The organism is Flavobacterium sp. AK-345 (genome assembly GCF_058310175.1).
Genome location: NZ_JBZEER010000002.1, coordinates 200,543 through 225,631, shown reverse-complemented (window position 1 = coordinate 225,631; position 25,089 = coordinate 200,543). Strand labels below are relative to the sequence as shown.

Here is a 25,089-nt window from a genome sequence, read left to right as displayed (position 1 = left end):
AATTTGGGGATTTTTTACATTGCTAAATTACTTCAGTGTGCTGGAAAACAGTTTGTTATATTAAATTTAAATCTTTCATGATTGCCATGTTATTAACATTTTTATAAGACTTATATAAGATAAATACGATAGATATGAAAATTGTTACCCTTTGTGTGTGAAATGTTAAGTGTGAAATATGAAATGAAAAGAAAATGAAGAGTGGATTTTTTTATTAACATAAAGCTTCAGGTATAAACAAATATTAAAATATTTTGTAAATTGCTCCCTTAAAATTATCATATTCATAAAATGGACCAACAAATACCATATATTCCTAAAAATAAAGTAAGAATTGTTACTGCTGCATCTCTTTTTGACGGACATGATGCTGCGATTAATATCATGCGACGCATTATCCAGTCTACCGGAGTCGAAGTAATTCATTTAGGTCACGACCGAAGTGTAGAAGAAGTGGTAAATACCGCTATTCAGGAAGATGCAAATGCTATTGCCATGACATCGTACCAAGGTGGGCACAATGAGTACTTTAAATATATGTATGACTTGCTTCATGAAAAAGGAGCGGGGCACATCAAGATTTTTGGCGGTGGGGGCGGCGTAATCCTTCCAAGCGAAATTTCTGAATTGCATGAATATGGAATTACAAGAATTTATTCTCCTGATGATGGCCGTTCTTTGGGTTTACAGGGAATGATTAATGATTTGGTAGAACGATCTGATTATCCTATTGGAGATAAACTAAACGGAGAAATCGATCACATCGAAAATAAAACCCCAACGGCTATTGCCAGATTAATTTCGGCAGCAGAGAATTTCCCGGAAATCGCAAAACCTGTTTTTGATCAAATTCACGAAAATAATGCCAATTCTAAAATTCCTGTTTTAGGAATTACCGGAACAGGTGGAGCCGGAAAATCATCTTTGGTTGACGAATTGGTTCGTCGTTTTTTAATTGATTTCCCGGAAAAAACAATCGGATTAATTTCTGTCGATCCTTCTAAAAGAAAAACCGGAGGTGCACTTTTGGGAGACAGAATCCGTATGAATGCGATTAATAATCCACGAGTTTACATGCGTTCACTGGCAACGCGTCAGTCGAATTTGGCTTTGTCTAAATATGTAGCCGAAGCAATTCAGGTTTTAAAAGCCGCAAAATACGATTTGATTATTCTGGAAACTTCAGGAATTGGGCAATCAGATACCGAGATTATGGACCATTCTGATGTGTCCTTATATGTAATGACGCCAGAATTTGGAGCCGCGACACAATTGGAGAAAATCGATATGCTTGATTTTGCCGATTTAGTAGCTTTGAATAAATTCGATAAAAGAGGCGCACTTGATGCGATTCGCGACGTTAAGAAACAATATCAAAGAAACCATAATTTATGGGATAAAAATCCGGACGAAATGCCGGTTTTCGGAACGATCGCTTCGCAGTTTAACGATCCTGGAATGAATACGCTTTACAAGGCGATTATGGATAAAATTGTCGAAAAAACAGATTCAAATCTAGTTTCGACTTTTGAAATCACGCGAGAAATGAGCGAGAAAATCTTTGTGATTCCGCCACACAGAACGCGTTATTTATCTGAAATTGCAGAGAACAACAGATCTTATGATGAAAGTGCGCTTTCGCAGCAAAAAGTAGCGCAGAAACTATACGGAATCTTTAAAACAATAGAATCTGTTTCAGGAAAAATTCCACAAATTACAAAAGCTGGGATTGACGATTCAACAGTTTTGCCAAGCGCAACCGAAGCACATGATGAAAATAGAATCTTCCTTAATCTTTTACTAAATCAGTTCGATAAAGTAAAAATGGATTTAGATCCGTACAATTGGGAAATTATCCTGAATTGGGACGAGAAAGTAAACAAATATAAAAATCCGGTTTATTCGTTTAAAGTGCGTGATAAAGAAATCAAAATCGCGACACATACCGAAAGTTTATCGCACCTTCAGATTCCGAAAATTGCTTTGCCAAAATACGAAGCCTGGGGCGATATTTTACGTTGGAATTTACAGGAAAATGTTCCCGGAGAATTTCCGTTTGCTTCAGGATTATATCCGTTTAAACGTGAAGGCGAAGATCCGTCGAGAATGTTTGCGGGCGAGGGCGGACCGGAAAGAACCAACAAACGTTTTCATTATGTGAGTGCAGGATTGCCGGCAAAACGACTTTCTACCGCTTTTGACAGCGTTACTTTATACGGAAACGATCCTGATATTCGACCTGATATTTACGGAAAAATTGGAAATGCCGGAGTTTCGATTTGTTGTCTGGATGATGCTAAAAAACTGTATTCAGGTTTTGATTTGGTTCATGCGTTAACCTCTGTAAGTATGACCATTAACGGGCCAGCGCCAATGTTGTTGGGCTTTTTTATGAACGCGGCAATCGATCAGCAATGTGAGTATTATATTAAGGAGAATGATTTAGAAAAAGAAGTTGAAGCGAAAATCAACAAAATATATAAAGAAAGCGGATTAGAACGTCCTAAATATCAAGGTGATTTACCGGAAGGAAACAATGGTTTAGGATTAATGCTTTTGGGCGTTACCGGAGATCAGGTTTTACCTTTGGAAGTTTATAATGAAATAAAAGCCAGAACATTATCACAAGTTCGTGGTACAGTTCAGGCTGATATTTTAAAAGAAGATCAAGCGCAAAATACCTGTATTTTCTCAACTGAATTTGCGTTGCGATTAATGGGCGATGTTCAGGAATATTTTATCACCAAAAACGTTCGTAATTTTTATTCGGTTTCAATTTCAGGATATCATATTGCAGAGGCAGGAGCGAACCCTATTACGCAATTGGCTTTCACGCTTTCAAATGGTTTCACTTACGTGGAATATTACTTAAGCCGCGGAATGAGCATAAACGATTTTGGACCAAATTTATCGTTCTTCTTCTCGAACGGAGTTGATCCTGAATATTCTGTAATTGGTCGTGTGGCGCGTAAAATTTGGGCAAAAGCCATGAAAAACAAATATGGAGCCAACGAAAGAGCACAAATGTTGAAATACCATATTCAGACTTCCGGACGTTCGTTACACGCACAGGAAATTGATTTTAATGATATTAGAACGACTTTGCAGGCTTTATATGCGATTTACGACAACTGTAATTCGTTGCACACTAATGCATACGACGAAGCGATTACAACACCAACAGAAGAATCTGTTCGTAGAGCAATGGCAATTCAGTTGATTATTAATAAAGAATTAGGTTTGGCTAAAAACGAAAACCCAATTCAGGGATCGTTTATCATCGAAGAATTAACCGATTTGGTAGAAGCAGCCGTTTTACAGGAATTCGACCGAATCACAGAACGTGGCGGAGTTTTGGGTGCAATGGAAACCATGTACCAACGCTCTAAAATTCAGGAAGAAAGTTTGTATTACGAAACCCTAAAACACAACGGAGATTTCCCAATTGTGGGCGTAAACACGTTTTTGAGTTCAAAAGGTTCTCCAACGGTAATTCCGGCAGAAGTAATTCGCGCCACCGAAGAAGAAAAACAATATCAAATTACGATGCTGGATAATTTACATCAGTTTCATGAAGCAAAAGTAAACGAGCATCTCAACAAACTGCAAGAAGCCGCGATTAAAAACGAAAACTTATTCGACCATTTAATGGAAGCTACTAAGGTTTGTTCGCTTGGTCAGATTACTTCGGCTTTGTTTGAAGTGGGCGGGCAGTATAGAAGGAATATGTAATTTTTATTATTTTATATTTATGGAAAACCTCTCATTATTGAGAGGTTTTTTTTATGAATTGGTAGTTGGAACTTTGTCAATCAGTTTACCCAGTAAATCTGTTATTGGTTTAAGTTTATCAGGATCTTCAGCTTCAGGAACATCAACTTTGTGATGTTGCATTCCTTCAAAATAATTCATTATTTGATTCCATTTTAAGCTTTCTCTTTTTTGATTTACCTCTTTATTTTTAGCTCGTAAAACGGTAACCATTTCTCCATTTTCATCATCTTCCATTTCATGTTCAGCAATTGCCATACCATAATCATTGAGAGCTGATGCGATATTTCCAGAAACAGCATATATGGCAGACATGTTTCTTTTATCTTGATTTATTTTTTCATAAGTAATAAGTAAACTTTTTAGTAATCTATACATACCAGTAAAAACAGCGCTTAAGCATAATGCCCAAGGGAGTTTTACAATCAGAATTCCAACAGCAGAATTTAATATCTGCCAAGAACTTGCATTGCAACCTAAAAGTGTTAAATAAGAATTGTAAGTTTCAAAACATTTTAATAAAGTTGGAACACTTAACGCAACTGTTATAACAGCACATAGTGTTAAAAAAAATATTACCCAAAAGTACAGCTTCATATTAGAATTAGTCTCTGCTAAAAAATCACTGAATTGTTCAATAATGCGAACTTTTCCAGCAGCTTTACGTTGAGTGTCTTGAACTTTTAACGTAGCTTCGTTTTCAGCTGCTGTAATTTTCGCGGTAATTTGTAATAAATCAACTTGGGATTCAGATTCTGCACTACTCACTTTAGTCTCAAACTCTGAAATTCTATGTGCAGTATTGTTTTCAGCTTCAATAACTTCAGCTGCTAGATCATCTCTTTTTTTGATTAAATCAGAAATCTCTTTCTCTAACTGTTCAATTAACTTTCGTGTTAATGTCCCAGGCCCACCTCCTCCATCTTCTCCAAAAATTTCAACTAATGAGGTATGTTGTTTTGTTATAGAAGCTAACTCCTTTTTTTGCTTTTTTATATCCTTTACTAATTCACCGCTTTCGTAAACTTTTGATAAATCTAAATTTTCGAAATCCTCTTTCAATAAATTAAATGCATCTTGGCCTGTTCCATAGTCGTTAATGGTTAAGTATGACATTACATTAGCCCCATAAGTGACGGATGGCAACGTTTCTAAAAGTTTTCGAACACCTTCTAGTGTTTTTTTGGGTAAATTTTCACTTTCCATATATTAATTTTAGTTTTTGGTAAGAGCAAACATACAAAAATTAAAAAATAAAAAAGCGCTTTTGAAATGAGGTTTAGAGTATTTAAAAAACGATAAATTAATTTTCTTGCCCTGTCTCGTACTGAAAGTTATTTGTTGATTTAGCAAATGAAAACCAGCTCTTCAAAGTCTTCATTCATAAAATTTGACGATCGCTGTGCGAAGTCTCCCGACTTCGTACCCGTTCCAATAATCTACAAAGAGAATCAAAAAATAAATTTGTTGCGGGTATGAAATATTATTTAAGTAACCCATCTATTTGCCATTTGTTATTAAAGAAAAAAAACAAAAAGATTCATATTATGTGTTATTTGAAAAATTAAAATTTATAATATAAATTAAAATTTATTCGTAAGACATTCGCACCAACTGTTTTTGTTTACAACCTTAATTATAAATAAAATAATTATCAAGAAATTTTTGATAAAAATTGATTAGATTTAAAGCCAAATTTAAAATAAAGAAGCAATAATTATATTGTATAAAGTAGTATGTCAAAAAAAGAGGAAGATATAAAAAGTGAATGGATAGAATTTAGAAATTCTGTTTATGAAACTAAATCAAAAAGCCAAGATGATTTTGAAAAATATATAAATATAATTGCTTCAGGTGGATTAGGAATAACAATAGCTTTTTTTGATAAGATTGTACAAATAGATAAAGCGGTATGTCTTTGGATAATTGTTTCTGGCTGGCTTCTACTTGCTATTACTTTATTGGTAAATTTATTTTCACATTATAAATCCGTGGAATATATGGAACTTACAATTTCAGAAATTAACGATGAAAAATATGAAGAAATTTTTACTAATGTTGAAAAGAGGAATAAAATTATTAATCAATATAATTTGATCTCTTTGTCTTCACTGATTATTGGTGTTTTGGCTATAATTTTTTTTGTAACAATAAATTTATATATTATGAGTAATGATCAAAAACCGGCTTATCCACAAAAACCTGTTCCTGAAGAAAAAGGAAGAAAAATACCTACTCCTCCTGTCAATAGACCATCTAATACACCAAAAAAATAAAAAGATGAATGAAGAAATAAAAAAGAAATTAGAAGAAGCAATTAGTTCTGTTAAAAAGATTGAAAACTTAGGTAGTAAGGTAACGGCAGGTAGAAGTGTTCCAACACCTTCAAACTCATTAAAACCTAAAATAGTAATAATTGCAAAACCTGAAGATAAAAAATAGGCATTTTAACAATAATTGCCCCCTCGCTGTCGCGAACGTCTCGCTCGTCAACCCAATGTGTGCACTAGCGAGACGCTCGCGACAGCAACTACGAATACTTAATTAAGAGTAGAATTTTCCATTCACTCAAACTCCCCACCAAGCATCTCATTAATCTCAGTTATCAATTCAAATTCATCCGTAGGAAACATTTCTAATACCATTTCTAAAATCAGCCCGACATTAATAGGTGAATATTTTGTTGTTGCCGGTTTATGTGCATCATAATCTAATGCTATAATACATAACTTTAGGATTTCGGTAATGGTTGCTGCAAGTTCATAATAATTTAGCATGTTAATTTTAGCGGTGTAAGTTCCTTTTTTGTCAGGAGATGGCGTTAGCGTATTGCAATATCGGGCAGTTAATATTTTAAGATTTTCTAGTTTTTTAATTTCATTTTCCATGGCGTGTATGTTTTTAAATTGTATCAATTAATCATTTTACAATTTCACTTTCAAAATATATTATAGAGAGAAAAATCGTACTTTTGTTTGATCCGGCGAAGAAAGCAATATATTGTACGGTAGCAAATCATTTTTTGCCGTATTGTACAGCGCTAAATATGTTTTTTACATTTTGCCAGTTATGACACTTAATTATTATCTTTGAATTATGAGCACACTAACAAAACCAAATCATATAGGGCGAAAAATAAGCCGTATTCGTGAACTTCGAGATATGAAACAGGAAGCTTTGGCACAGGCTTTAGGAACCAACCAACAAGCAATTTCGGCTATAGAAAATAGCGAAACTATTGATGAAGAAAAATTGATTGAAGTTGCAAAAGCACTTGGTGTAACGGTGGAAGCAATTAAGAATTTTTCGGAAGAAGGCGTGATTAATTATTTCAATACTTTTCACGATTCAGATAATAACTTTAATAATTATAACACTTGCACTTTCAATCCATTAGATAAATTAATGGAAACGGTAGAAGAAAATAAAAACCTTTACGAACGTTTGCTTCAGGCGGAAAAAGATAAAATTGAATATTTAGAAAAATTACTAAAGGGGAAATAATATTCTTTTAACGATCATTCATTAAAATAAAAAAGCATCAGCCGCGGCTGATGCTTTACGTTTGAGGCAAACAACGATTAACGACGAAATGCAGGACTTTCGTTTACTGACTCATCTAACACAACTGTTTTTACCTTTTTAGTTGAAACTGTAATTTTGTGTTTTACTACTTTACCATTTTCGTTCAATTGTAAATAATAAGTTCCGGCTGGATAAGCCTCTAAACTTAAAGTTTTTGAAACCTCTAAATTGTCTTCATCAGAAGATGGAACTCCTGCATACAACAAAGTATTGTTTTCGTCTAAAATTGAAAAATTTGCTTTTTCAACGGTATTTAAAGTAAAGCTTACTACTTTTCCATTTCCGGTTTTAATATACAAGATATAATCACCTTTTCCGTCAATTGCATAAGTAAAGATAGTTGTTAAAAATACGGCAACAACTAGGCCCATTTTGGTAAATTTTGTCATGTTTTTTTAAATTAATTATTAATCGTGGATGTGTAAAACTAACAAATACAATTTGAATTTTATGCAAAAAAATCTATTTTTTAAAGACATAAGTTGCTGAATTAAAACTCTTTCTGTGCTTTGTTTGAACTATGTACGTATTTGTTGGGGTTCTGGATGTTTTGTCCTGAACTTTTTTTTATGCCTCTTACGAGGCCTGTATTCATTTATTAAGAATAGTTTTTCAAAAAAAAAGCGAGTTGATTTTTTCACTAACATTTAGGCATAAAAAAAACAGCCCAATATCCACAATGAGCTGTTTTTTAAAACAATATCTTCAAATTAACTTCACAATTTTATACTCTATATAAGTATAACTTTTTTAGCGTGTGGCCACGCTGGTATTTTTAGCAGAAAAACCTGCTTTATAAACTGATGAAACTGCTTTTGATGATAAAACATAAGTTCCGTCATTAATTGTAATTTCATGTCTCACTTTTTTTACATTATCTTCAACTTCTAAGAAGTAAGTTCCTTCCGGAAATTCTTCTAAACTAAAAGTTCTCAAAATTCCATCTTTACCAGAAGCAGTTTCAGAATAAATAAGAGTACCGTCTGTATCATAAATTGCTAATTTTGCTTTTTGGACTTTGTTAAGGGCAAACGTAATTAGCTTTCCATTTCCTTTTAATACATGAAGATTAAAATCCTCATTTCCATCAATTGCATAAGTACTCATTCCTGTAAAAAGTACTGCACATACTAAACTTAATTTTAAATTTTTCATAACATCAGTTTTTTTAGTTTATTAGCTTTAATTCTCTGATGCTAAATTACTTATGTAGTTCTGTTTTTCTCACAACTCTATTGGCTAATTTAGATGCTGTATTCTCATTTACGAAACCGTTATAGGTTAAAATTTAAATTATATTTACAGTTTCTGTTAATATGGTTAATATTTTATAACATTTTATTTAAAACGAGATAAATTGTATTTTAATTTTTTCTTACAAATACAGAATGTCTGAAATAACCAAATTGAATACAAAATCAAAAAATTACAAAACGTCGAATAAATAAAAAACTTGTGCCTTCGTGTCTTCGTGGCAAAATAAAAAGCATAAAAAAACAGGTCAATAACCACAAAGACCTGTTTTAAAACAATCACGTTTTTTACTTTACTAACTATCTAACCTCATTTTTATACTGTATGTAGGTATAAAAGTTTTTTAGCGTACTGCTACGCTAGTATTTTTATCTGATGATTTGTATACTGTAGAAATTGCTTTTGAAGATAAAGTAGCGATAGCATTGTTTACCACAATTTCATATCTTACTTTTTTTGCATTGTCTTCAACTTCAAGAAAATAAACTCCATCAGGAAAATCCTCTAAACTAAAAGTTCTTAAGATTCCTTCTTTACCTGAAGCAGTTTCAGAATAGAACTGATTTCCGTCCTGATCATAAATTGCAAGGTTTGCTTTTTGAACCTGATTAAGACCAAACGTTATTAATTTTCCATTTTTTAACACATGAAGGTTAAAATCGGCATTTCCATCAATTGCATAAGTACTCATTCCTGAAAGAAGCACTGCGCATACTAAACTTAATTTTAAATTTTTCATCGTATTAGTTTTTTTAAATTAATAGTTCTAATTCTCTGATGTAAAATTACTTTAGTATTACAGATTTTATCACAACTCTATTTGCTGATTTCGATGCTATATTCTCATTTACGAAACCGTTATAGGTTAAAATTTGAATTATATTTATCGTTTTTGTTAATATGATTATTATTTTTTAATGTTTTGTTTGAATCATGGGAATGTAAATTTATTGTGATTTCTTACAAAAATATATTTGAGATTTTACCGAAAAGAATGCAAAGATTTACGCATCCCGAAGCCTCGGGACGCAAAGCTTAATAATTAAACTTTGTGTCTTAGTGCCTTAGTGACAAAAAAAGTATAAAACAAAAAAAAACAGCTCAATAACCACAAAGAGCTGTTTCAAAACAAAAAATTGTTTTTTACTTTACTAACTATCTAACCTCATTTTTATACTGTAAAAGTATAAACTCTTTTAGCGTACTGCTACGCTTGTATTTTTATCTGATGACTTGTAAACTGAAGAAATTGCTTTTGGTGATAAAGTAGTAACATTATCATTTACAGTAATTTCATATCTTACTTTTTTTGCATTGTCTTGAATTTCCAAGAAATAAGTTCCGTTAGGAAAATCCTGCAGACTGAAAGTTCTTAAAATTCCATCTTTACCTGAAGCATTTTCAGAATAGAATAAAGTACCTTCTTTATCGTATATAGCTAAACTAGCTTTTTGAGTCTGGTTTAAACCAAATGTTATTACTTTTCCGTTTTTCAATACATGAAGGTTAAAATCTTCATTTCCATCAATTGCATAAGTACTGATTCCTGAAAAAAGCACTGCGCATACTAAACTTAATTTTATAATCTTTTTCATGATTGTCTTCTTTTAAATTATTAGTTCATTTCTGTGATGTAAAATTACTTCAGTTATCTGTTTTTTATCACAACTCTATTTTCCAATTTATGTGCTATATTCTCATTTACGAAACCGTTATAGGTTAAAATTTGAATTATTTTAGGTGTTTTAGTTAATTCAGTTATTATTTTTCAACGTTTTTGAAAAATTAACATTTTTTAAAAACATGTAAAATTCTTACAGTAATAGCATATATGTATAAAAAGAGAGAATTAAATACGATATATTGAAAAAAAAGTGAATAAAAATATGGGTCGTGAAAAAAACGACTAAATGTTGGTGATTTTAAGTTTTGTAATTAGATGATTTTAATGCAATATCCTCAGTTACGAAACCGTTATAGGTTAAAATATGAATTATTGTAGGTGTTTTTGTTAAATTTGCTATTATTTTTTAAAGACTTTTATCATGAAGACAATCGCCCCAGCTCTCGAAGTGATATCCAACTCGTATGGAAGTTCTTTTACGTATACCAAACATGCTGAAAAGACGAACGTTAAGTCTCATTTGTGGCATTATCACCCGGAAATTGAATTGGTTTATATTAATGGTGGCGCAGGAAAGAGACAAATAGGTAGCCATGTTTCTTATTATACAAATGGCAGTTTGATTCTGATAGGTTCTAATTTACCTCATTGTGGTTTTACAAACGAACAAACAGGAAATGTAAATGAAACCGTGATTCATATTAAACCTGATTTTTTGGGTAGTGGATTTTTTGCAGCGCCGGAAATGAAAAAGGTTCAGAATATTTTGGCTCAGTCTAAAGGTGGAATCGCTTTTGGTGGAGAAACCAAAAAGAGAATAGGTAAAAAAATTGAGATGATGGATGATCAGCTTCCGTTTGAACGTTTGCTGACACTCCTGAGTATTTTAGATGAATTAGATTCATCAGAAGAGTACACAATATTAAATGCCGATGGTTTTGCAATCGAATTAAATACGCAGGACAGTGATCGAATCAATGTAGTTTTTAATTACGTAAAAGATCATTTTCAGGAATCTATTGCAATAGATGAAGTTTCGAGTTTGGTAAGTATGACAACACCTTCGTTTTGTCGATATTTTAAAAAAATATCAAACAAAACATTCACGGAGTTTGTTAATGAATATCGTTTGGTTCACGCCTCAAAACTTCTGGCTGAAAAACCAATAACAATCAACGAAGTTTGCTATGAAAGTGGTTTTAATAATTTTAGTCACTTTAGTAAATCGTTCAAACAGTATACAGGTAAAAGCGCTTCGCAATACCGTAACGAGCACAAGATTATTATTAAATAATTTTTTTTTGTTTGCCACGAATTTCACGAATTTTCACTAATTATCTATAGTGAGTAATTTTAAAACACAATAGGAACATAGATTTTTTCTTTGTATAAATAAGTTAAAAAAGCGTTTCACTTTAATAACACACATAGCAATGTGCTTATATGCAAGTGGAACGCTTTTTTTTTGGTATTTTATAATTCTATCTTTCTAATGTGTTAAAAAAAGACAACAACATTAAATTCGGGAAAATTAGTGCAATTCGTGGCAACAAACATATAGACTAAAGTTGATAGCTAAACATGTTGATAAACCAGTCGGATTTTTCATATATTTTATTCGGAAAAAGGTATATTTACAATCCCTAATCAGAAAAAATATCAATATGAAAAACTTTAGATTCCTTGTATTTGTTGTGTTTCTATGCATTTCTTCTATGAGTTATGCAGCAAAAGTAGATACATTGCAAATTGCCAGTACAGCAATGAGTAAAACCTATAAAGCTGCCGTTGTATTGCCAAATTCTTATAGTAAAAGTAAAACTGCTTTTCCGGTAATGTATTTATTACATGGTGCTTACGGTCATTTTAGTGATTGGTTAAAAAATACTCCAAACAAAAAATTAGTTCAAAGCTTATCAGATCAATACAATATAATTATCGTAATGCCCGAAGGAGAAACTTTTAGTTTTTACTTAGACAGTCCGGTAAATAAAGGGAGTCAGTTTGAAACTTTTATTACACAAGAAGTGATTCAGAAAGTCGATAAAACATACAGAACGATTAGCAATAGGAACGGGAGAGTTATAACCGGACTTTCTATGGGCGGACACGGTGCTTTGTATTTATCTGCCAAACATCCCGATTTGTTCTGCGCTGCCGGAAGTATGAGCGGAGCGGTAGATATGAGTGTAATGTTAAACAGAGATTCATCTGCACAAGTTGTGAAATTAATGCAGCCCGTTTTTGGAGACAAAAGTGATAGTTCTGAAATGTATGAGCGTTATGCCGTTATCAATATGCTCGATAAAATAAAAGCAAACAAATTACCTTTAATAATAGATTGCGGTGTTGATGATTTTTTAATAGAACCCAATAAAGAATTACACCGAAGATTGGTATATAATAAGGTAGAACATGATTACACAGAAAGACCAGGTTCACATACTTGGGATTACTGGGAAAATTCATTGCCATATCATGTATTATTTTTTAATAAAATTCTACTTAAGAATCAGTTGGTTGCAAAAAAATAAGGAGATTTTTAACAAAGAATGATGTAAATATTTTTTTTGGTTTGATTTTTGAAATACCTTTATGTATATAACCATAAAAAATAAAAATTATGAAAAAGATATTTATACTTTTCGCAGCTGTTGGATTAGTTGCATTTTCGAGCTGTGAAGGACCAGAAGGACCACAGGGGCCTCCAGGGTATGACGCACCGATACCTTTTGTTTTTGAATTTACTACGGACTTTGTTGCTCCAAATTATGAAAGAACAGTTCCGTTAGAAGGTGTTCTATCAGGCGACAATGTGTTGGTATATGAATTAGTTAGTACAAGTGGAGCAGATAGATGGGCATTATTGCCTCAGATATATTATTTTAGTGATGGATTGGAAACAGCTCAGTATAATTTTAATTTTTCAAAAAGTAATGTCACGGTCTTTATTGATGGTAGTTTAACTGATTTTTCTCAGTTGCCAAGTACTTTTAGATTAGGAAAAACATTCCGCGTTGTAATTATTCCAGGTGATGACGGAGTAAATGCAAAAAAAGTAAAAGCAGATTATTCAGATTATAATGCAGTTATTGCCAAATATAATATTGATGATAGCAATGTTAAAAGAATAAACTAAATATTGTAAATAAAAAAAAAGGAAATCGTGAGATTTCCTTTTTTTTTATTTATTTACAGGATTGGTTAATTATTCTTAATGAATGTTAATTGAGTATTTCTATTACTACCTCCCGTTTGGATATTTATAAAATAAGTTCCTATAGTTAGATTTGAAATATTTATACTTATTAAATTTGGATTTATAACTGAGAAATTGTTTGAGTTTACTATAACTCCTAGTGTATTTACAATATTTATTTGAGTATTGGCTAATATGTAATCTGTTCCTTTGTTCTCAATATTTATAACTGAAGAAGCTGGATTAGGATAAACGGTTAATGTTAGAGATGTATATGTTGAATTAGAAGAGATTACGCTTGCTTCGTTACTATACGATTTCGTGTTTCCTTTTACTAATTGACCATTATTTGTAATTTGATAATTTATTACGGCTAGTCGTCTATAATTGTAAGTAGTTTGAATTGTTAAACTGCCTCTTGGATTTGTTACAAATTTGAGAGGTGATGGAAGATAATCTTTAGACGTTGCTCCTGAAATATCAGACCAACTTCCGTATTCTCTATTAGTTATTGGCTGATTTTGCCATTGATATGATACGGTGTAAATTAAATTTGTTCCATTCATTGTTGTCTCGTCTATAAATGGAGTTGAACCAATTATTATGTTTGGAGAGTCAACAACTCCTGGTGAAGGAATGTTTAATATTTGATCGCAACAAATATTGTTATTGTTTCGAACTGTTCTAAGTAATATTTTCAATGAGTTACTTGCTCTTTTTATGTTTTGATAAATAGCAATTCTTCTAACTAGATAATAATTATCTTCGTCACTTACTCCGTCAGATGGATTAAAGAAATCCAATGAAGATGAATTTTCGCCTTCAATGGTTTTCCAATATCTAATTCCGCCTAATGCAATATTTGTTTTAGTATATTCCCATACATATCTTTCAATAGTTGTAATATTATCGCCTCTTTGAGGGATATGAAATGGATTTTGTAAAATATTTAAATTTACTGAAGCGTCAGATCTACCGCCAATAATGGATTTTGGATTTGTATTTGTTATTTCTATAAAATCGTCCGTTATTGGTGTGTTGATAATAGAGATTTCATTTGAAATTATTGGAGAAGGAACAACTGTAATTGTTATAGTATTACTTTTATTTGGAAATTGTCCGCCATAGCTGTAACCTAATTCCCTTGTAACTGTTAGATTTTTTAATTCTGTAACATAATCTATATCTAGAATTTTGTTTGCATCATCTAAACTTATAGTTGTGCCATTAGCGACACTCCATTTGCTATTAACTCCATAAGGAAGTCCTTTGTAAGGATTTAAGTATTGAGATCCGGTTATTGGTGCTGGTTTATCACCTTGTCTAATAGTTTGATTACAACATAATGTATTTGCAATATTTGATGGGTTTGGAGCGTCTGCAGGGGGGTTTAGGGTTGTTCCTCCAGTCATTGTTATGTTTTTGATAACAGGAATATTTGAACTCACATAAGAGGTACCACTTCTATATTCAGCGAATATAAATCCTCCGGAGGTTAAAAAATCGTTCCAATTTAGGTTAATAACAAAACTTTTGACAGCCACATTGCCTCCGCCAAAATAAAGGGTACCACCGTCGCCGCTAATAGCAACATTAGCTCCTAATGCAGCTCCTTTTGAATAGTAAATTTTTATTGTGCCATTATCTCCGGGTGCAGCAGTGGCCGGCATTTCTACTTTAACGCCAAGTGAAATTGTAGAATATGGAACCGATGCTAAATTAATAGGTCCGGTGCTAAAACTTGCACCATTTACAGTTGTTGGAGTAAGAGTAACTTTTTGCCCAAAAACTGAAATGTGTAATAAAAGCAGTAAAACGAGGTAAATGTAATTTTTTCTCATGATAAAATTTTAAAATTATAATGAGATAAACATAATAATAAATAAAGTATAAGCTTACTTTTAAAAGTTAAATTATAGGTATATTTTTATTTTATTGATGTTTTTAAATAAAAAAAGGAAATCGCAAGATTTCCTTTTTTTTATGAATATATGTCTCAAAAAATTATTCCTGATCCAAATCTGTTAATTCTTTTTCTTCTCCAAATTTAAGGGAAACCAAGATTCCAACTAAAAGAGATAGCGCGATGAATCCTAAAGAAGCCCATTCCGGAACGTGAATCCAATCGTGAAGCAACATTTTTAACCCAACGAAACTTAAAATTGCGATTAAGCTGTATTCTAAATAACTGAATTTTGCCAACATATTTGCAAGGAAAAAGTACATAGAACGCAAACCAAGAATGGCAAAAATATTCGAACTAAATACTAAAAAAGGATCAGAAGTAATAGCCAGAATTGCCGGAACACTGTCTACAGCAAAAAGCACATCCATTACTTCAATTACAATTAAAGCAACAAATAGAGGAGTAGCGGCTTTTTTTCCTTTTTCGGTTAAAATGAAAAATCTCTCTTTATCAAATTCAGAAGTAATCGGAATCACTTTTCCTAAAGCTTTATAGATAAAAGAATCTTTTGGATGAAAATCTTCATCGTCGCCAGAAAACAACATTTTTATTGCTGTAAATAATAAGAAAGCACCAAATAAATACGTTGTCCATGTAAATTTATTGATCAGCATAACTCCGAAGAAAATCATTAATCCGCGAAAAACTACGGCACCAATAATTCCCCAGAATAAAACGCGGTGCTGGTATTTCTGTGGTATTTTGAAAGAAGCGAAAATAATTGCGATAACAAAAATATTATCAACACTTAAAGAAAGTTCAATTAAATAACCTGTAATAAACTTCATAGAAGCAACGGCAGGTTTTAATCCGTCAGGGTTTGCAATATAATCTGTAGTATAAAGCCAGTAGATTACTCCGGAAAATAAAAATGAAAGTGTAACCCAAATCAGGGTCCATTTGCTTGCTTCTTTGGTACTAATAATATGAGGGTTTTTATTGAAAACTCCCAAATCTAAAGCAAGAATAAGTACAACGCCTACTAAAAATAAAATCCAAACCATTATAAGATAATTTTTAAATGATTTACAAAGATAAGTTTTGATGTTTAACTTAAAAATTAATTATTAGAAAATAACTTTCAATTTTAGTTAAGATTTAGGTGTTGGACAACTAAACCCGACAGGTTTCTAAAACCTGTCGGGTTTAATTGTGTGTATCGACCTTTTCCAAAGTTTGTCAACGTATTTTTGTCATCCCGAGGGACGAGGGATCTCCTTGAGAAACTCCACAATCAAAATCTTCAATCTTTGTCGAGCTACTTGCGAAGATCCCTCGTTCCTCGGGATGACAAACTGGACGGATTCAGATTATAAAAAAAATGAATGACGAAATAAAAAAAAAATATTCTTATGAAAACGATTGCCCTAGCCCCGATAGAAGTGGAAATCCTTTTGTGTAATGAAATGGAGCAAAAGATTGAAACGGATAGCGGGATTAGCTCCTGAAAAAAAATATTTTAATTATAGAAATCGAAATCACAAGATTGCTTGTAAGTTGGTAGATTTAATGCGCGTAATACCTTTGTCAAAGTTTTAAACTTTGACAAAGATTGGTATGCAAGATCTTTTAAACAAAAAAAAGTGCCATCAATTAAGATGGCACTTTCTATATAATATAAGCTTAAAATTACAACGCTGATTTTACAGTTTTGATAATTCTTGCAGCGATTTTGTATGGATCACCGTTTGAAGCTGGTCTTCTGTCTTCTAACCAACCTTTCCATCCTTTTTGAACAGTCATTAAAGGAATTCTGATAGAACATCCTCTGTCTGAAACTCCGTAAGAGAAATCATGGATAGAAGCAGTTTCGTGTTTACCAGTTAAACGTTGGTCGTTGTAAGCACCGTAAACCGCGATATGCTCAGCAGTAACAGGACGGAAAGCCTCACAAATTCTTTCGTAAGTAGCTTGGTCTCCACATGTTCTTAACACCTCGTTAGAGAAGTTAGCGTGCATTCCAGAACCATTCCAGTCAGTATCTCCTAGTGGTTTTGGGTGATATTCGATATAGTAACCATATTTTTCAGTCAAACGATCTAATAAATAACGAGCAACCCAAATTTCGTCTCCGGCTTTTTTAGCACCTTTAGCGAATAATTGGAATTCCCATTGTCCGCAAGCAACCTCTTGGTTAATACCTTCAAAGTTAATTCCGGCAGCGATACATAAGTCAGCATGTTCTTCTACTAATTTTCTTCCGTGAGTGTTTTTTCCACCTACAGAGCAGTAGTACATACCTTGTGGAGCAGGATAACCTCCAACAGGGAAACCTAATGGCAATAAAGTTTTAGTATCCATGATGAAATATTCTTGTTCGAAACCAAACCAGAAATCACCGTCATCATCAATAGTAGCTCTACCGTTAGAAGAGTGAGGAGTACCATCAGCATACATAACTTCAGTCATTACCAACCATCCGTTAATACGTGTTGGATCAGGGTAAATTGCAACAGGAACTAATAAACAGTCAGATGAACCACCTTCGGCTTGTTTTGTTGATGAACCATCAAATGACCAGTTTCCAAGTTCTTCTAATGTTCCTTTGAAATTTTCGTGTTCTTCAACTTTAGTTTTACTTCTAAGATTTTGAGTTGGTTCATATCCATCTAACCAAATGTACTCTAACTTAATTTTAGCCATAATAATATAAATTTTATTTTTTTTGTTTTTTCGCTGGGTCAAATATAGATTTATTTTTTTAGTCCTAAAAATTAGGGGGCTATTTTGTTGAGCGGACTATAATTTTTTAGAGAAGCGCAATTTTGATAGGGGTATATTTTGAAAAAAGTAATTTTTAACACCTTAAAAAAATAAATTCGTAAAAATAACGTGCTTTTCCTGAGTTTAAAGGTTATGTAATTATGAAAAAATGTTTATTTAATGAATAATACTGAGTTAATTTGTTATATTTCTTCAATTCATATTAATTATTCTTTATAAAATTGATTATCTATTGAAAAATCCTTGTATAAAAATCTACTATTTATCTTTCAAACAGGCTTTTTTATTGATTATATTTGTCCTTCTTTTTTCAATAAAAATAATTACGAATTTTTAAAAATTATATACATGTCAACATTACGTTTCCAAGCTTTAAAAGAAGCTTCTACAAGAAAGCCGGTACATTTTGAAGAAATTGATAGAAAATCTAACATTTTTGGTTCAAATGTGTTTAATGAGAAAGCAATGAAGCAATTTTTAACTTCAGATGCTTTAAAAGGAGTTAGAGATGCCATTCAGCACGGAACTAAAATTGACAGAAAACTGGCAGATTATATTGCCATGGGAATGAAAGAATGGGCTTTGTCAAAAGGAGTAACACATTATACGCACTGGTTTCAGCCACTTACGGGAACGACTGCAGAAAAACACGATGCTTTTTTTGAAACTTCGTATGATGGAAGTGATCCTGTAGAAAAATTTGGCGGAGCACAATTGGTTCAGCAAGAACCAGATGCGTCAAGTTTCCCGAATGGCGGAATCAGAAATACATTCGAAGCCAGAGGTTACACGGCTTGGGATCCAACTTCTCCGGCATTTATTTACGGAACAACTTTATGTATTCCAACCGTTTTTATTGCTTACACTGGCGAAGCTTTAGATAATAAAATTCCGTTATTGAGAGCATTATCTGCAATGGATGAAGCTGCAACAGAAGTTTGCAGATACTTTGATAAAAACGTTAAAAAGGTAACTGCAACTTTAGGTTGGGAACAAGAATACTTTTTGATTGATAAAGCGTTGGCTAATTCCCGTCCTGATTTAATGATGACCGGAAGAACCTTATTAGGTCACACTTCTGCAAAAGGGCAACAACTTGATGATCATTATTTTGGATCTATTCCAACTCGTGCATTAACGTACATGAGAGATTTAGAGCAAGAATGTATGTTGCTTGGAATTCCTGTAAAAACGCGTCATAACGAAGTAGCGCCAAATCAGTTTGAGCTGGCACCTATATTTGAAGAAACCAATCTTGCAGTAGATCACAACTCCTTATTAATGGATGTGATGCAAAGAGTGGCAGAGCGTCATGATTTTAAAGTATTATTTCACGAAAAACCATTTAAAGGAGTAAACGGATCAGGAAAACACAACAACTGGTCGTTGGCAACAGATACCGGAGTTAACTTATTAAGTCCGAGTAAAACGCCAATGAGCAATTTACAGTTTTTGACATTCTTTATTAATACGATAAAAGCGGTAAACGATTACGAAACTTTATTAAGAGCTTCAATCGCGACGGCAAGTAACGATCATAGGTTAGGAGCAAATGAAGCACCACCGGCTATTATTTCGGTTTTCATTGGTGCGCAGTTAACCAAAGTTTTGTCTGAATTAGAAAGTGTAACAACCGGAAAATTATCTCCTGAAGAAAAAACAGATTTAAAACTAAATGTAGTTGGAAAAATTCCGGATGTACTTTTAGACAATACAGACAGAAACAGAACTTCGCCTTTTGCCTTTACAGGAAATAAATTTGAGTTCAGAGCGGTTGGTTCAAACGCGAACTGTTCTAACGCGATGACAACTTTAAATGCGATTGTAGCCAAACAATTAAAAGATTTTAAATTAGAAGTAGATACTTTGATCGAGTCGAAAGACATGAAAAAAGACGATGCAATTTTTAATGTTTTAAGAGAATACATCAAACAATCGAAAAAAATCCTTTTTGAAGGTGACGGTTATTCTGATGCCTGGGAACAAGAAGCTGCTAAAAGAGGTTTAAGTAATTTTAAAACAACACCGGAAGCGATTAAAGCTAAAATTTCTAAACAAGCACTAGATTTATTTGATGAATTAGGAATTTTGAATCATGTTGAAGCGGAAGCGCGTTACGAAATCGAACTCGAAGAATACACTAAAAAAATTCAGATTGAAGGAAGAGTTTTAGGTGATATTGCCAGAAATCATGTAATCCCGACAGCGATTCGTTATCAAAATACGTTGATTGAAAACGTAAAAGGACTTAAAGAAATCTTCGGAAAAGAGTTTGAAACTATTGCAAAAGAGCAAATTGTTTTAATTAAAGAAATCTCTGGTCATATAGAAGGAATCAATTCTAAAGTATTGGCAATGACAGATGAAAGAAGAAAAGCAAATCATCTAACAGACGCTCAGGTTATGGCAGAAGCGTATTGTAATAAAGTAAAACCTTACTTTGAAGATATTCGTAATCACTGTGATAAATTAGAATTATTAGTAGACGACGAAAGCTGGACATTAACTAAATACAGAGAATTGTTATTTACTAAATAATTTTTAAACACGAATTTCACGAATTTTCACGAATTCTATTTTTGTGAATATTAGAACTCAAAAATCATCCTCAAAGGATGATTTTTGCTTTATAAAAATTTGTGCTAATTTGTGTAATTTGTGGTAAATAATTCTACGCAATCTTTAATAAATAAACCCAAGAATTAAAAAAAGGGATTATCTTTGCACCACATCAACACAAACTAATTTTCATGAGTTCAGATTCTAGCAAAAGGTACGCACAAAGAGGTGTTTCGGCATCAAAAGAAGACGTACACAACGCCATAAAAAATATTGACAAAGGATTATTCCCTCAGGCATTCTGCAAAATTGTTCCTGATTATCTTACCCAGGATTCAGAACATTGCTTAATTATGCACGCTGACGGAGCCGGTACAAAATCGTCTTTGGCGTATATGTACTGGAAAGAAACCGGAGATATTTCTGTTTGGAAAGGAATCGCGCAAGATGCGTTAATCATGAATATTGATGATTTATTATGTGTTGGAGCAACAGATAATATCTTGCTTTCATCGACAATTGGTAGAAATAAAAACTTAATTCCTGCAGAAGTTATTTCGGCAATCATTAACGGAACCGAAGAATTAATCAACGAATTAAAAACTTTCGGAGTAACGATTCATTCAACAGGAGGCGAAACTGCCGATGTTGGAGATGTTGTTCGCACTATTATTGTAGATTCTACCGTGACAGCACGCATGAAACGAAGCGATGTTGTTGATAATGCAAACATTAAAGCGGGAGACGTAATTGTTGGTTTGGCGTCTTTTGGTCAGGCAACTTATGAAAAAGGTTATAACGGCGGAATGGGAAGCAACGGCTTAACATCTGCACGTCATGATGTTTTCGGAAAATATTTAGCTAAAAAATATCCGGAAAGTTATGATGCGCTTGTTCCGGAAGAATTAATTTATTCTGGTCAGGTAAATTTAACTGATGAAGTGGAAAATAGCCCAATAAATGCTGGTCAGTTGGTACTTTCTCCAACAAGAACTTACGCACCAATTATCAAGAAAATTTTAGATAAATATACACCAAACGATATTCACGGAATGGTACATTGCAGCGGTGGAGCGCAGACTAAGATTCTACATTTCGTTCAGAATTTACATATTATAAAAGATAATTTATTCCCGGTTCCACCATTGTTTAAACTAATTCAGGAACAATCAAAAACAGATTGGAAAGAAATGTATCAGGTTTTTAATTGTGGTCACCGTATGGAAATTTACGTTCCCGAAAACATTGCTCAGGATATTATTGCGATTTCAAAATCATTCAATGTCGATGCACAAATCGTGGGTAGAGTAGAAGCAGCAGATGCTAAAAAGCTTACTATTACCAGTGAATACGGAACATTCGAATATTAATTTTTTTTAAGTTACAAAGGTTCTGAGTTGCTAAGATTCTAAGTTACAAAGATTCTGAACTTATTCTTAAAAGAAAAAATTTGAATTTATTCATCAAGTAATGTGTAGAGGCGCACAGCAGTGCGTCTTACGCAACGCTCATTTGGATTGCATTTGTTGTAAAATAATAACCATTAGCTTTTTTAGGAGCTAATCCCGCTATCCGTTACAATCTTTTGTTTTTTAAAGAAAAAAACAAAAGGATTTCCACTGCTATCGGGGCTAAAAACCACCAGAGTTATGTACGAGCTACTTTTTTGGAGATATTTAGATGAGATTTATTTAAATCATCACGAAGTTTACGAAGCACTTCTTGAAAAAGAGGAAGTTGAAGGATTAGAAACACTTCCTGTAGAAGTAATTTTTAACCGAATCGCTTCTGTATTTTCTGAATGGGAAAAAGTCGATGAAAATAGCTGGCAAAATACTAAAGGAAAGGGTGCTTTTCAGGTAATTTCAACTCCACAAAGTATTAAAATTGACTGTTACGGAACCGAAGGAAAAACCATGAATAAATTAGTTAGTTTAATGGAAGAATTTAAATGTCCGTTATATGATCCTCAAGTTCCGGAACGTTATGATGAAATGAGTGAGTAATTTTGTTTCATTAAAAGTGAAATTTTATTGATCATTTCAGTATATAAAATAAAAGCCTCTAATCTATTTAGAGGCTTTGTTTTTATAATCAAAAAGGAATAGTTTACTGTATATTCAACTATTTCCAAATAATATCGTTTTTCATGATTTTAAGTTTTAAAGTATAAATTTACTCATTTTAAACATTAGTTTGATTCTATATAATGTTAAAGTTTTCGCCTGAATCAAAACGCCCATTTTTGATGGTGTTCTTTACATCTGTATATTTTTGTACATGTACAAGTCTTCTCCCACTTTTAGAATGTGTACAATCAATTTGTAGTTCCAAATATTCTTTCCTTCCATCCCAAAGTTTTTCTAAATCTTCATCAATTAACATCTGCACGCAGTTATTGTGAATTTCCTTGTTTTTTCTCCGCTTACCAGGAATGTTTTTGAAATCATATCTTTTAAGTTTCAATTCTTTGCCAATAAAATTTTTACCACTTCCATGAATATAATCTTCGATAAGTAATAAATTTATAGATACATTTTCAATATCTGAATACGTTTTGTTTATAAATTTAAAATAATATCTTGTTTTAGTTTTGTCATCAAAAGTTTCAATTTCTTTGCAAAGAATACTGCAGGTTTTTATATTGGGTTTAAATATGCGAAGTGCCAAATAAAATATTAAACAAGATAATACTCCTGTAAATAAGGCAATTAATAAGTCGTACCAAAAAGTATCTCCAAAACTCTTTTCTAATACTATTTCTGTTGCTAATAAAATATTCAAAAAATATAAACTTTAAATGATTGCAATAATACAAATAAAGGGAGAATAATCTTATATTTTATTTCATAAACTATTTAAAATTTCATTAGTAGATGAGATTAATTTTTTAATCTTGAATTTTTTCAAATATCTTTACTAATCAGTACTTAATCAGAAAATTTTTTTCAAAGAATTTCAATTATGAATCCAACATTAAATTTCAATTTCTCAGACAACATTATTTTAGAAGACGATTTAGTTTTATTGCGCCCTTTGCAGGAATCAGATTTCGATAATTTATTAGAATTTTCTATAAATGAACCAGAAACCTGGAAATATTCTTTAGTTGGTGCTGATGGAAAAGAGAATTTGATCAATTATATTCAATCAGCCATAAAAGCAAGAAACGACAATAAAGAATTTCCGTTTATAGTTTTTGATAAAAAATCTCAAAAATACGCTGGCTCAACACGTTTTTACGATATTCAGCTTGAATATAAAACCGTGCAATTAGGATATACCTGGTACGGATCGGCGTTTAGAGGAACAGGACTTAACAAACATTGCAAATTTTTATTGCTTCAATTTGCTTTTGAAACTTTAGAAATGGAGCGAGTAGAATTTCGCGCTGATAATAATAACGACAGAAGTATCGCTGCAATGAAAAGCATAGGCTGTAAAGTTGAAGGTGTTTTGCGAAGCCACATGCCAACAGTAAATAGAGAAGTGCGCCGTGATTCGATTGTTTTAAGTATCCTAAAAGAAGAATGGTTTGCCGAGGTAAAAGAAAATTTAAAGCGAAAACTTTAAAAGATGCCAACGGCAAAAAGAGCCATAGGCTCGACCAATATTGTAGGGCTGTCCCGACGCTTCGGGATAATTCAGTTTAACCAAACAAGCAGATATATTGAATTTCAGTTTTGAAAAAATTGCTATTGAATTTTGACATTGAAATTGAAATTGATATTTAAAATATTACCCATCTTTCAATAATAAATCTTGTTCTTTTCGTAGTTTTACGACCAATTGATCAACGTAAAGTTTTATTTTTTGAGGTAAAGAATTCCAGTTTGAGTCTTTCTTAAAACTTCTGCAAATATCAAGATCACATTCTACAGCACGAACTACATATTTCTTGTTTTTATACACGGTAATAATTTTAACCCGTCTTATTTCATCATTTTCATTTCTTGTTCCATATACAATAACAGGTTCTATATAGCCATCGCCATCAATATCTTTGATGCTGCAATATTTTGTCCAGAACCAAATGTTGGTTTCTTTAGGCTCGTAATCTTCAAGTAAATCGTTAATTCTCCATTTTTCAAGAAAACCGCCGTGATCGTTCATACCGCAAATCGCCTGGATTTTTGTATTTAATGTGTCTTTTTTATTTGTTTGATTTTCGCATAAAACCAATTCAAAAACTCCGCCTTTATCCTGATATTCATAAGCTCTGTAAATAGGGAAATCAGAAAGATTCTCTAATTCTCTTTGTTTTATTTGTTCTTTATCTAAAATAGAACTTTCTGTTTTTTGTGAAAAACCAAAGATTGAATGTAAAAGAAAAAGGAATGAAATAAATCGTTTCATGTGGTATATAAATTATAAATCAAAGATATCTAAAAGCTTTTCAGTTTACGA

General features: G+C 32.3%; 22 protein-coding genes. 11 read left to right on the top strand and 11 right to left on the bottom strand.

The window, feature by feature from the left end:
• Positions 1-291: 291 nt before the first annotated feature.
• Complete coding sequence (locus tag AC4FQ3_RS05285) at positions 292-3,732, top strand: methylmalonyl-CoA mutase family protein (protein ID WP_491181130.1); 3,441 nt, start codon at positions 292-294, stop codon at positions 3,730-3,732.
• Between the two features lie 51 nt (positions 3,733-3,783).
• Here AC4FQ3_RS05285 and AC4FQ3_RS05280 read toward each other — a convergent pair whose 3' ends face one another.
• Positions 3,784-4,977 (bottom strand): hypothetical protein, encoded by a 1,194-nt coding sequence (locus AC4FQ3_RS05280; protein WP_302095278.1) that lies wholly within the window; start codon positions 4,975-4,977, stop codon positions 3,784-3,786.
• A gap of 530 nt (positions 4,978-5,507) precedes the next feature.
• On the opposite strand from AC4FQ3_RS05280, the gene AC4FQ3_RS05275 reads away from it, so the two are divergent.
• Together AC4FQ3_RS05275 and AC4FQ3_RS05270 are read left to right on the top strand one after the other, a co-directional pair.
• Positions 5,508-6,047, top strand: coding sequence for a hypothetical protein (locus tag AC4FQ3_RS05275; protein ID WP_491181129.1), 540 nt, complete (start codon positions 5,508-5,510; stop codon positions 6,045-6,047).
• Positions 6,048-6,051: 4 nt separating this feature from the next.
• The gene (locus tag AC4FQ3_RS05270) at positions 6,052-6,213 is read left to right on the top strand and encodes a hypothetical protein (protein WP_491181128.1); all 162 of its coding nucleotides are present in this window, start codon (positions 6,052-6,054) and stop codon (positions 6,211-6,213) included.
• Between the two features lie 122 nt (positions 6,214-6,335).
• On the opposite strand, the gene AC4FQ3_RS05265 is transcribed toward AC4FQ3_RS05270, so the two are convergent.
• The gene (locus AC4FQ3_RS05265) at positions 6,336-6,659 is read right to left on the bottom strand and encodes a hypothetical protein (RefSeq protein WP_491181127.1); all 324 of its coding nucleotides are present in this window, start codon (positions 6,657-6,659) and stop codon (positions 6,336-6,338) included.
• A 208-nt stretch (positions 6,660-6,867) separates the two neighbouring features.
• On the opposite strand from AC4FQ3_RS05265, the gene AC4FQ3_RS05260 reads away from it, so the two are divergent.
• Positions 6,868-7,275, top strand: a complete 408-nt coding sequence (locus tag AC4FQ3_RS05260; RefSeq protein WP_491181126.1) for a helix-turn-helix domain-containing protein — start codon at positions 6,868-6,870, stop codon at positions 7,273-7,275.
• A 77-nt stretch (positions 7,276-7,352) separates the two neighbouring features.
• Here AC4FQ3_RS05260 and AC4FQ3_RS05255 read toward each other — a convergent pair whose 3' ends face one another.
• The 4 genes from AC4FQ3_RS05255 to AC4FQ3_RS05240 form a co-directional block, all read right to left on the bottom strand.
• Positions 7,353-7,745, bottom strand: coding sequence for a hypothetical protein (locus AC4FQ3_RS05255; protein WP_042563175.1), 393 nt, complete (start codon positions 7,743-7,745; stop codon positions 7,353-7,355).
• A gap of 361 nt (positions 7,746-8,106) precedes the next feature.
• The gene (locus AC4FQ3_RS05250) at positions 8,107-8,511 is read right to left on the bottom strand and encodes a T9SS type A sorting domain-containing protein (protein ID WP_302095279.1); all 405 of its coding nucleotides are present in this window, start codon (positions 8,509-8,511) and stop codon (positions 8,107-8,109) included.
• 442 nt (positions 8,512-8,953) lie between these two features.
• A complete protein-coding gene (locus tag AC4FQ3_RS05245) occupies positions 8,954-9,349 on the bottom strand; it encodes a T9SS type A sorting domain-containing protein (protein ID WP_302095280.1) in 396 nt (131 codons plus the stop codon).
• Between the two features lie 457 nt (positions 9,350-9,806).
• Positions 9,807-10,205, bottom strand: a complete 399-nt coding sequence (locus tag AC4FQ3_RS05240; RefSeq protein ID WP_042563178.1) for a T9SS type A sorting domain-containing protein — start codon at positions 10,203-10,205, stop codon at positions 9,807-9,809.
• Between the two features lie 450 nt (positions 10,206-10,655).
• On the opposite strand from AC4FQ3_RS05240, the gene AC4FQ3_RS05235 reads away from it, so the two are divergent.
• From AC4FQ3_RS05235 to AC4FQ3_RS05225, 3 genes are all read left to right on the top strand, one after another.
• Positions 10,656-11,528 (top strand): AraC family transcriptional regulator, encoded by an 873-nt coding sequence (locus tag AC4FQ3_RS05235; protein ID WP_042563179.1) that lies wholly within the window; start codon positions 10,656-10,658, stop codon positions 11,526-11,528.
• A gap of 370 nt (positions 11,529-11,898) precedes the next feature.
• Entirely contained in the window at positions 11,899-12,768 is an 870-nt protein-coding gene (locus tag AC4FQ3_RS05230) for an alpha/beta hydrolase (protein ID WP_491181125.1), read from the top strand.
• Positions 12,769-12,857: 89 nt separating this feature from the next.
• Positions 12,858-13,373 (top strand): hypothetical protein, encoded by a 516-nt coding sequence (locus AC4FQ3_RS05225; protein ID WP_491181124.1) that lies wholly within the window; start codon positions 12,858-12,860, stop codon positions 13,371-13,373.
• Between the two features lie 65 nt (positions 13,374-13,438).
• On the opposite strand, the gene AC4FQ3_RS05220 is transcribed toward AC4FQ3_RS05225, so the two are convergent.
• The 3 genes from AC4FQ3_RS05220 to AC4FQ3_RS05210 all read right to left on the bottom strand — a co-directional run bounded on the left by AC4FQ3_RS05220 (position 13,439) and on the right by AC4FQ3_RS05210 (position 18,042).
• Positions 13,439-15,274: a T9SS type A sorting domain-containing protein gene (locus AC4FQ3_RS05220; protein ID WP_491181123.1), complete on the bottom strand. Its 1,836-nt coding sequence runs from the start codon at positions 15,272-15,274 to the stop codon at positions 13,439-13,441.
• 163 nt (positions 15,275-15,437) lie between these two features.
• Positions 15,438-16,406, bottom strand: coding sequence for a TerC family protein (locus AC4FQ3_RS05215; RefSeq protein ID WP_042563182.1), 969 nt, complete (start codon positions 16,404-16,406; stop codon positions 15,438-15,440).
• A 622-nt stretch (positions 16,407-17,028) separates the two neighbouring features.
• Positions 17,029-18,042: a glutamine synthetase beta-grasp domain-containing protein gene (locus tag AC4FQ3_RS05210; protein WP_042563234.1), complete on the bottom strand. Its 1,014-nt coding sequence runs from the start codon at positions 18,040-18,042 to the stop codon at positions 17,029-17,031.
• A 429-nt stretch (positions 18,043-18,471) separates the two neighbouring features.
• Between AC4FQ3_RS05210 and AC4FQ3_RS05205 the strand changes: the two genes are divergently transcribed.
• From AC4FQ3_RS05205 to AC4FQ3_RS05195, 3 genes are all read left to right on the top strand, one after another.
• Positions 18,472-20,661 carry a glutamine synthetase III family protein gene (locus AC4FQ3_RS05205; RefSeq protein ID WP_491181122.1) on the top strand — a complete coding sequence of 730 codons (2,190 nt, stop codon included), beginning with the start codon at positions 18,472-18,474 and terminating at the stop codon, positions 20,659-20,661.
• Positions 20,662-20,873: 212 nt separating this feature from the next.
• The gene (locus tag AC4FQ3_RS05200; protein WP_073393283.1) at positions 20,874-22,052 is read left to right on the top strand and encodes an AIR synthase related protein; all 1,179 of its coding nucleotides are present in this window, start codon (positions 20,874-20,876) and stop codon (positions 22,050-22,052) included.
• Between the two features lie 279 nt (positions 22,053-22,331).
• Positions 22,332-22,688, top strand: coding sequence for a hypothetical protein (locus AC4FQ3_RS05195; protein ID WP_073393284.1), 357 nt, complete (start codon positions 22,332-22,334; stop codon positions 22,686-22,688).
• 196 nt (positions 22,689-22,884) lie between these two features.
• On the opposite strand, the gene AC4FQ3_RS05190 is transcribed toward AC4FQ3_RS05195, so the two are convergent.
• Entirely contained in the window at positions 22,885-23,466 is a 582-nt protein-coding gene (locus tag AC4FQ3_RS05190; protein ID WP_073393286.1) for a hypothetical protein, read from the bottom strand.
• Positions 23,467-23,646: 180 nt separating this feature from the next.
• Here AC4FQ3_RS05190 and AC4FQ3_RS05185 point away from each other — a divergent pair, with 180 nt between their 5' ends.
• Positions 23,647-24,255: a GNAT family N-acetyltransferase gene (locus tag AC4FQ3_RS05185; protein WP_491181121.1), complete on the top strand. Its 609-nt coding sequence runs from the start codon at positions 23,647-23,649 to the stop codon at positions 24,253-24,255.
• A 165-nt stretch (positions 24,256-24,420) separates the two neighbouring features.
• On the opposite strand, the gene AC4FQ3_RS05180 is transcribed toward AC4FQ3_RS05185, so the two are convergent.
• Positions 24,421-25,038: a M949_RS01915 family surface polysaccharide biosynthesis protein gene (locus AC4FQ3_RS05180; protein ID WP_463461707.1), complete on the bottom strand. Its 618-nt coding sequence runs from the start codon at positions 25,036-25,038 to the stop codon at positions 24,421-24,423.
• Positions 25,039-25,089 lie beyond the last annotated feature (51 nt).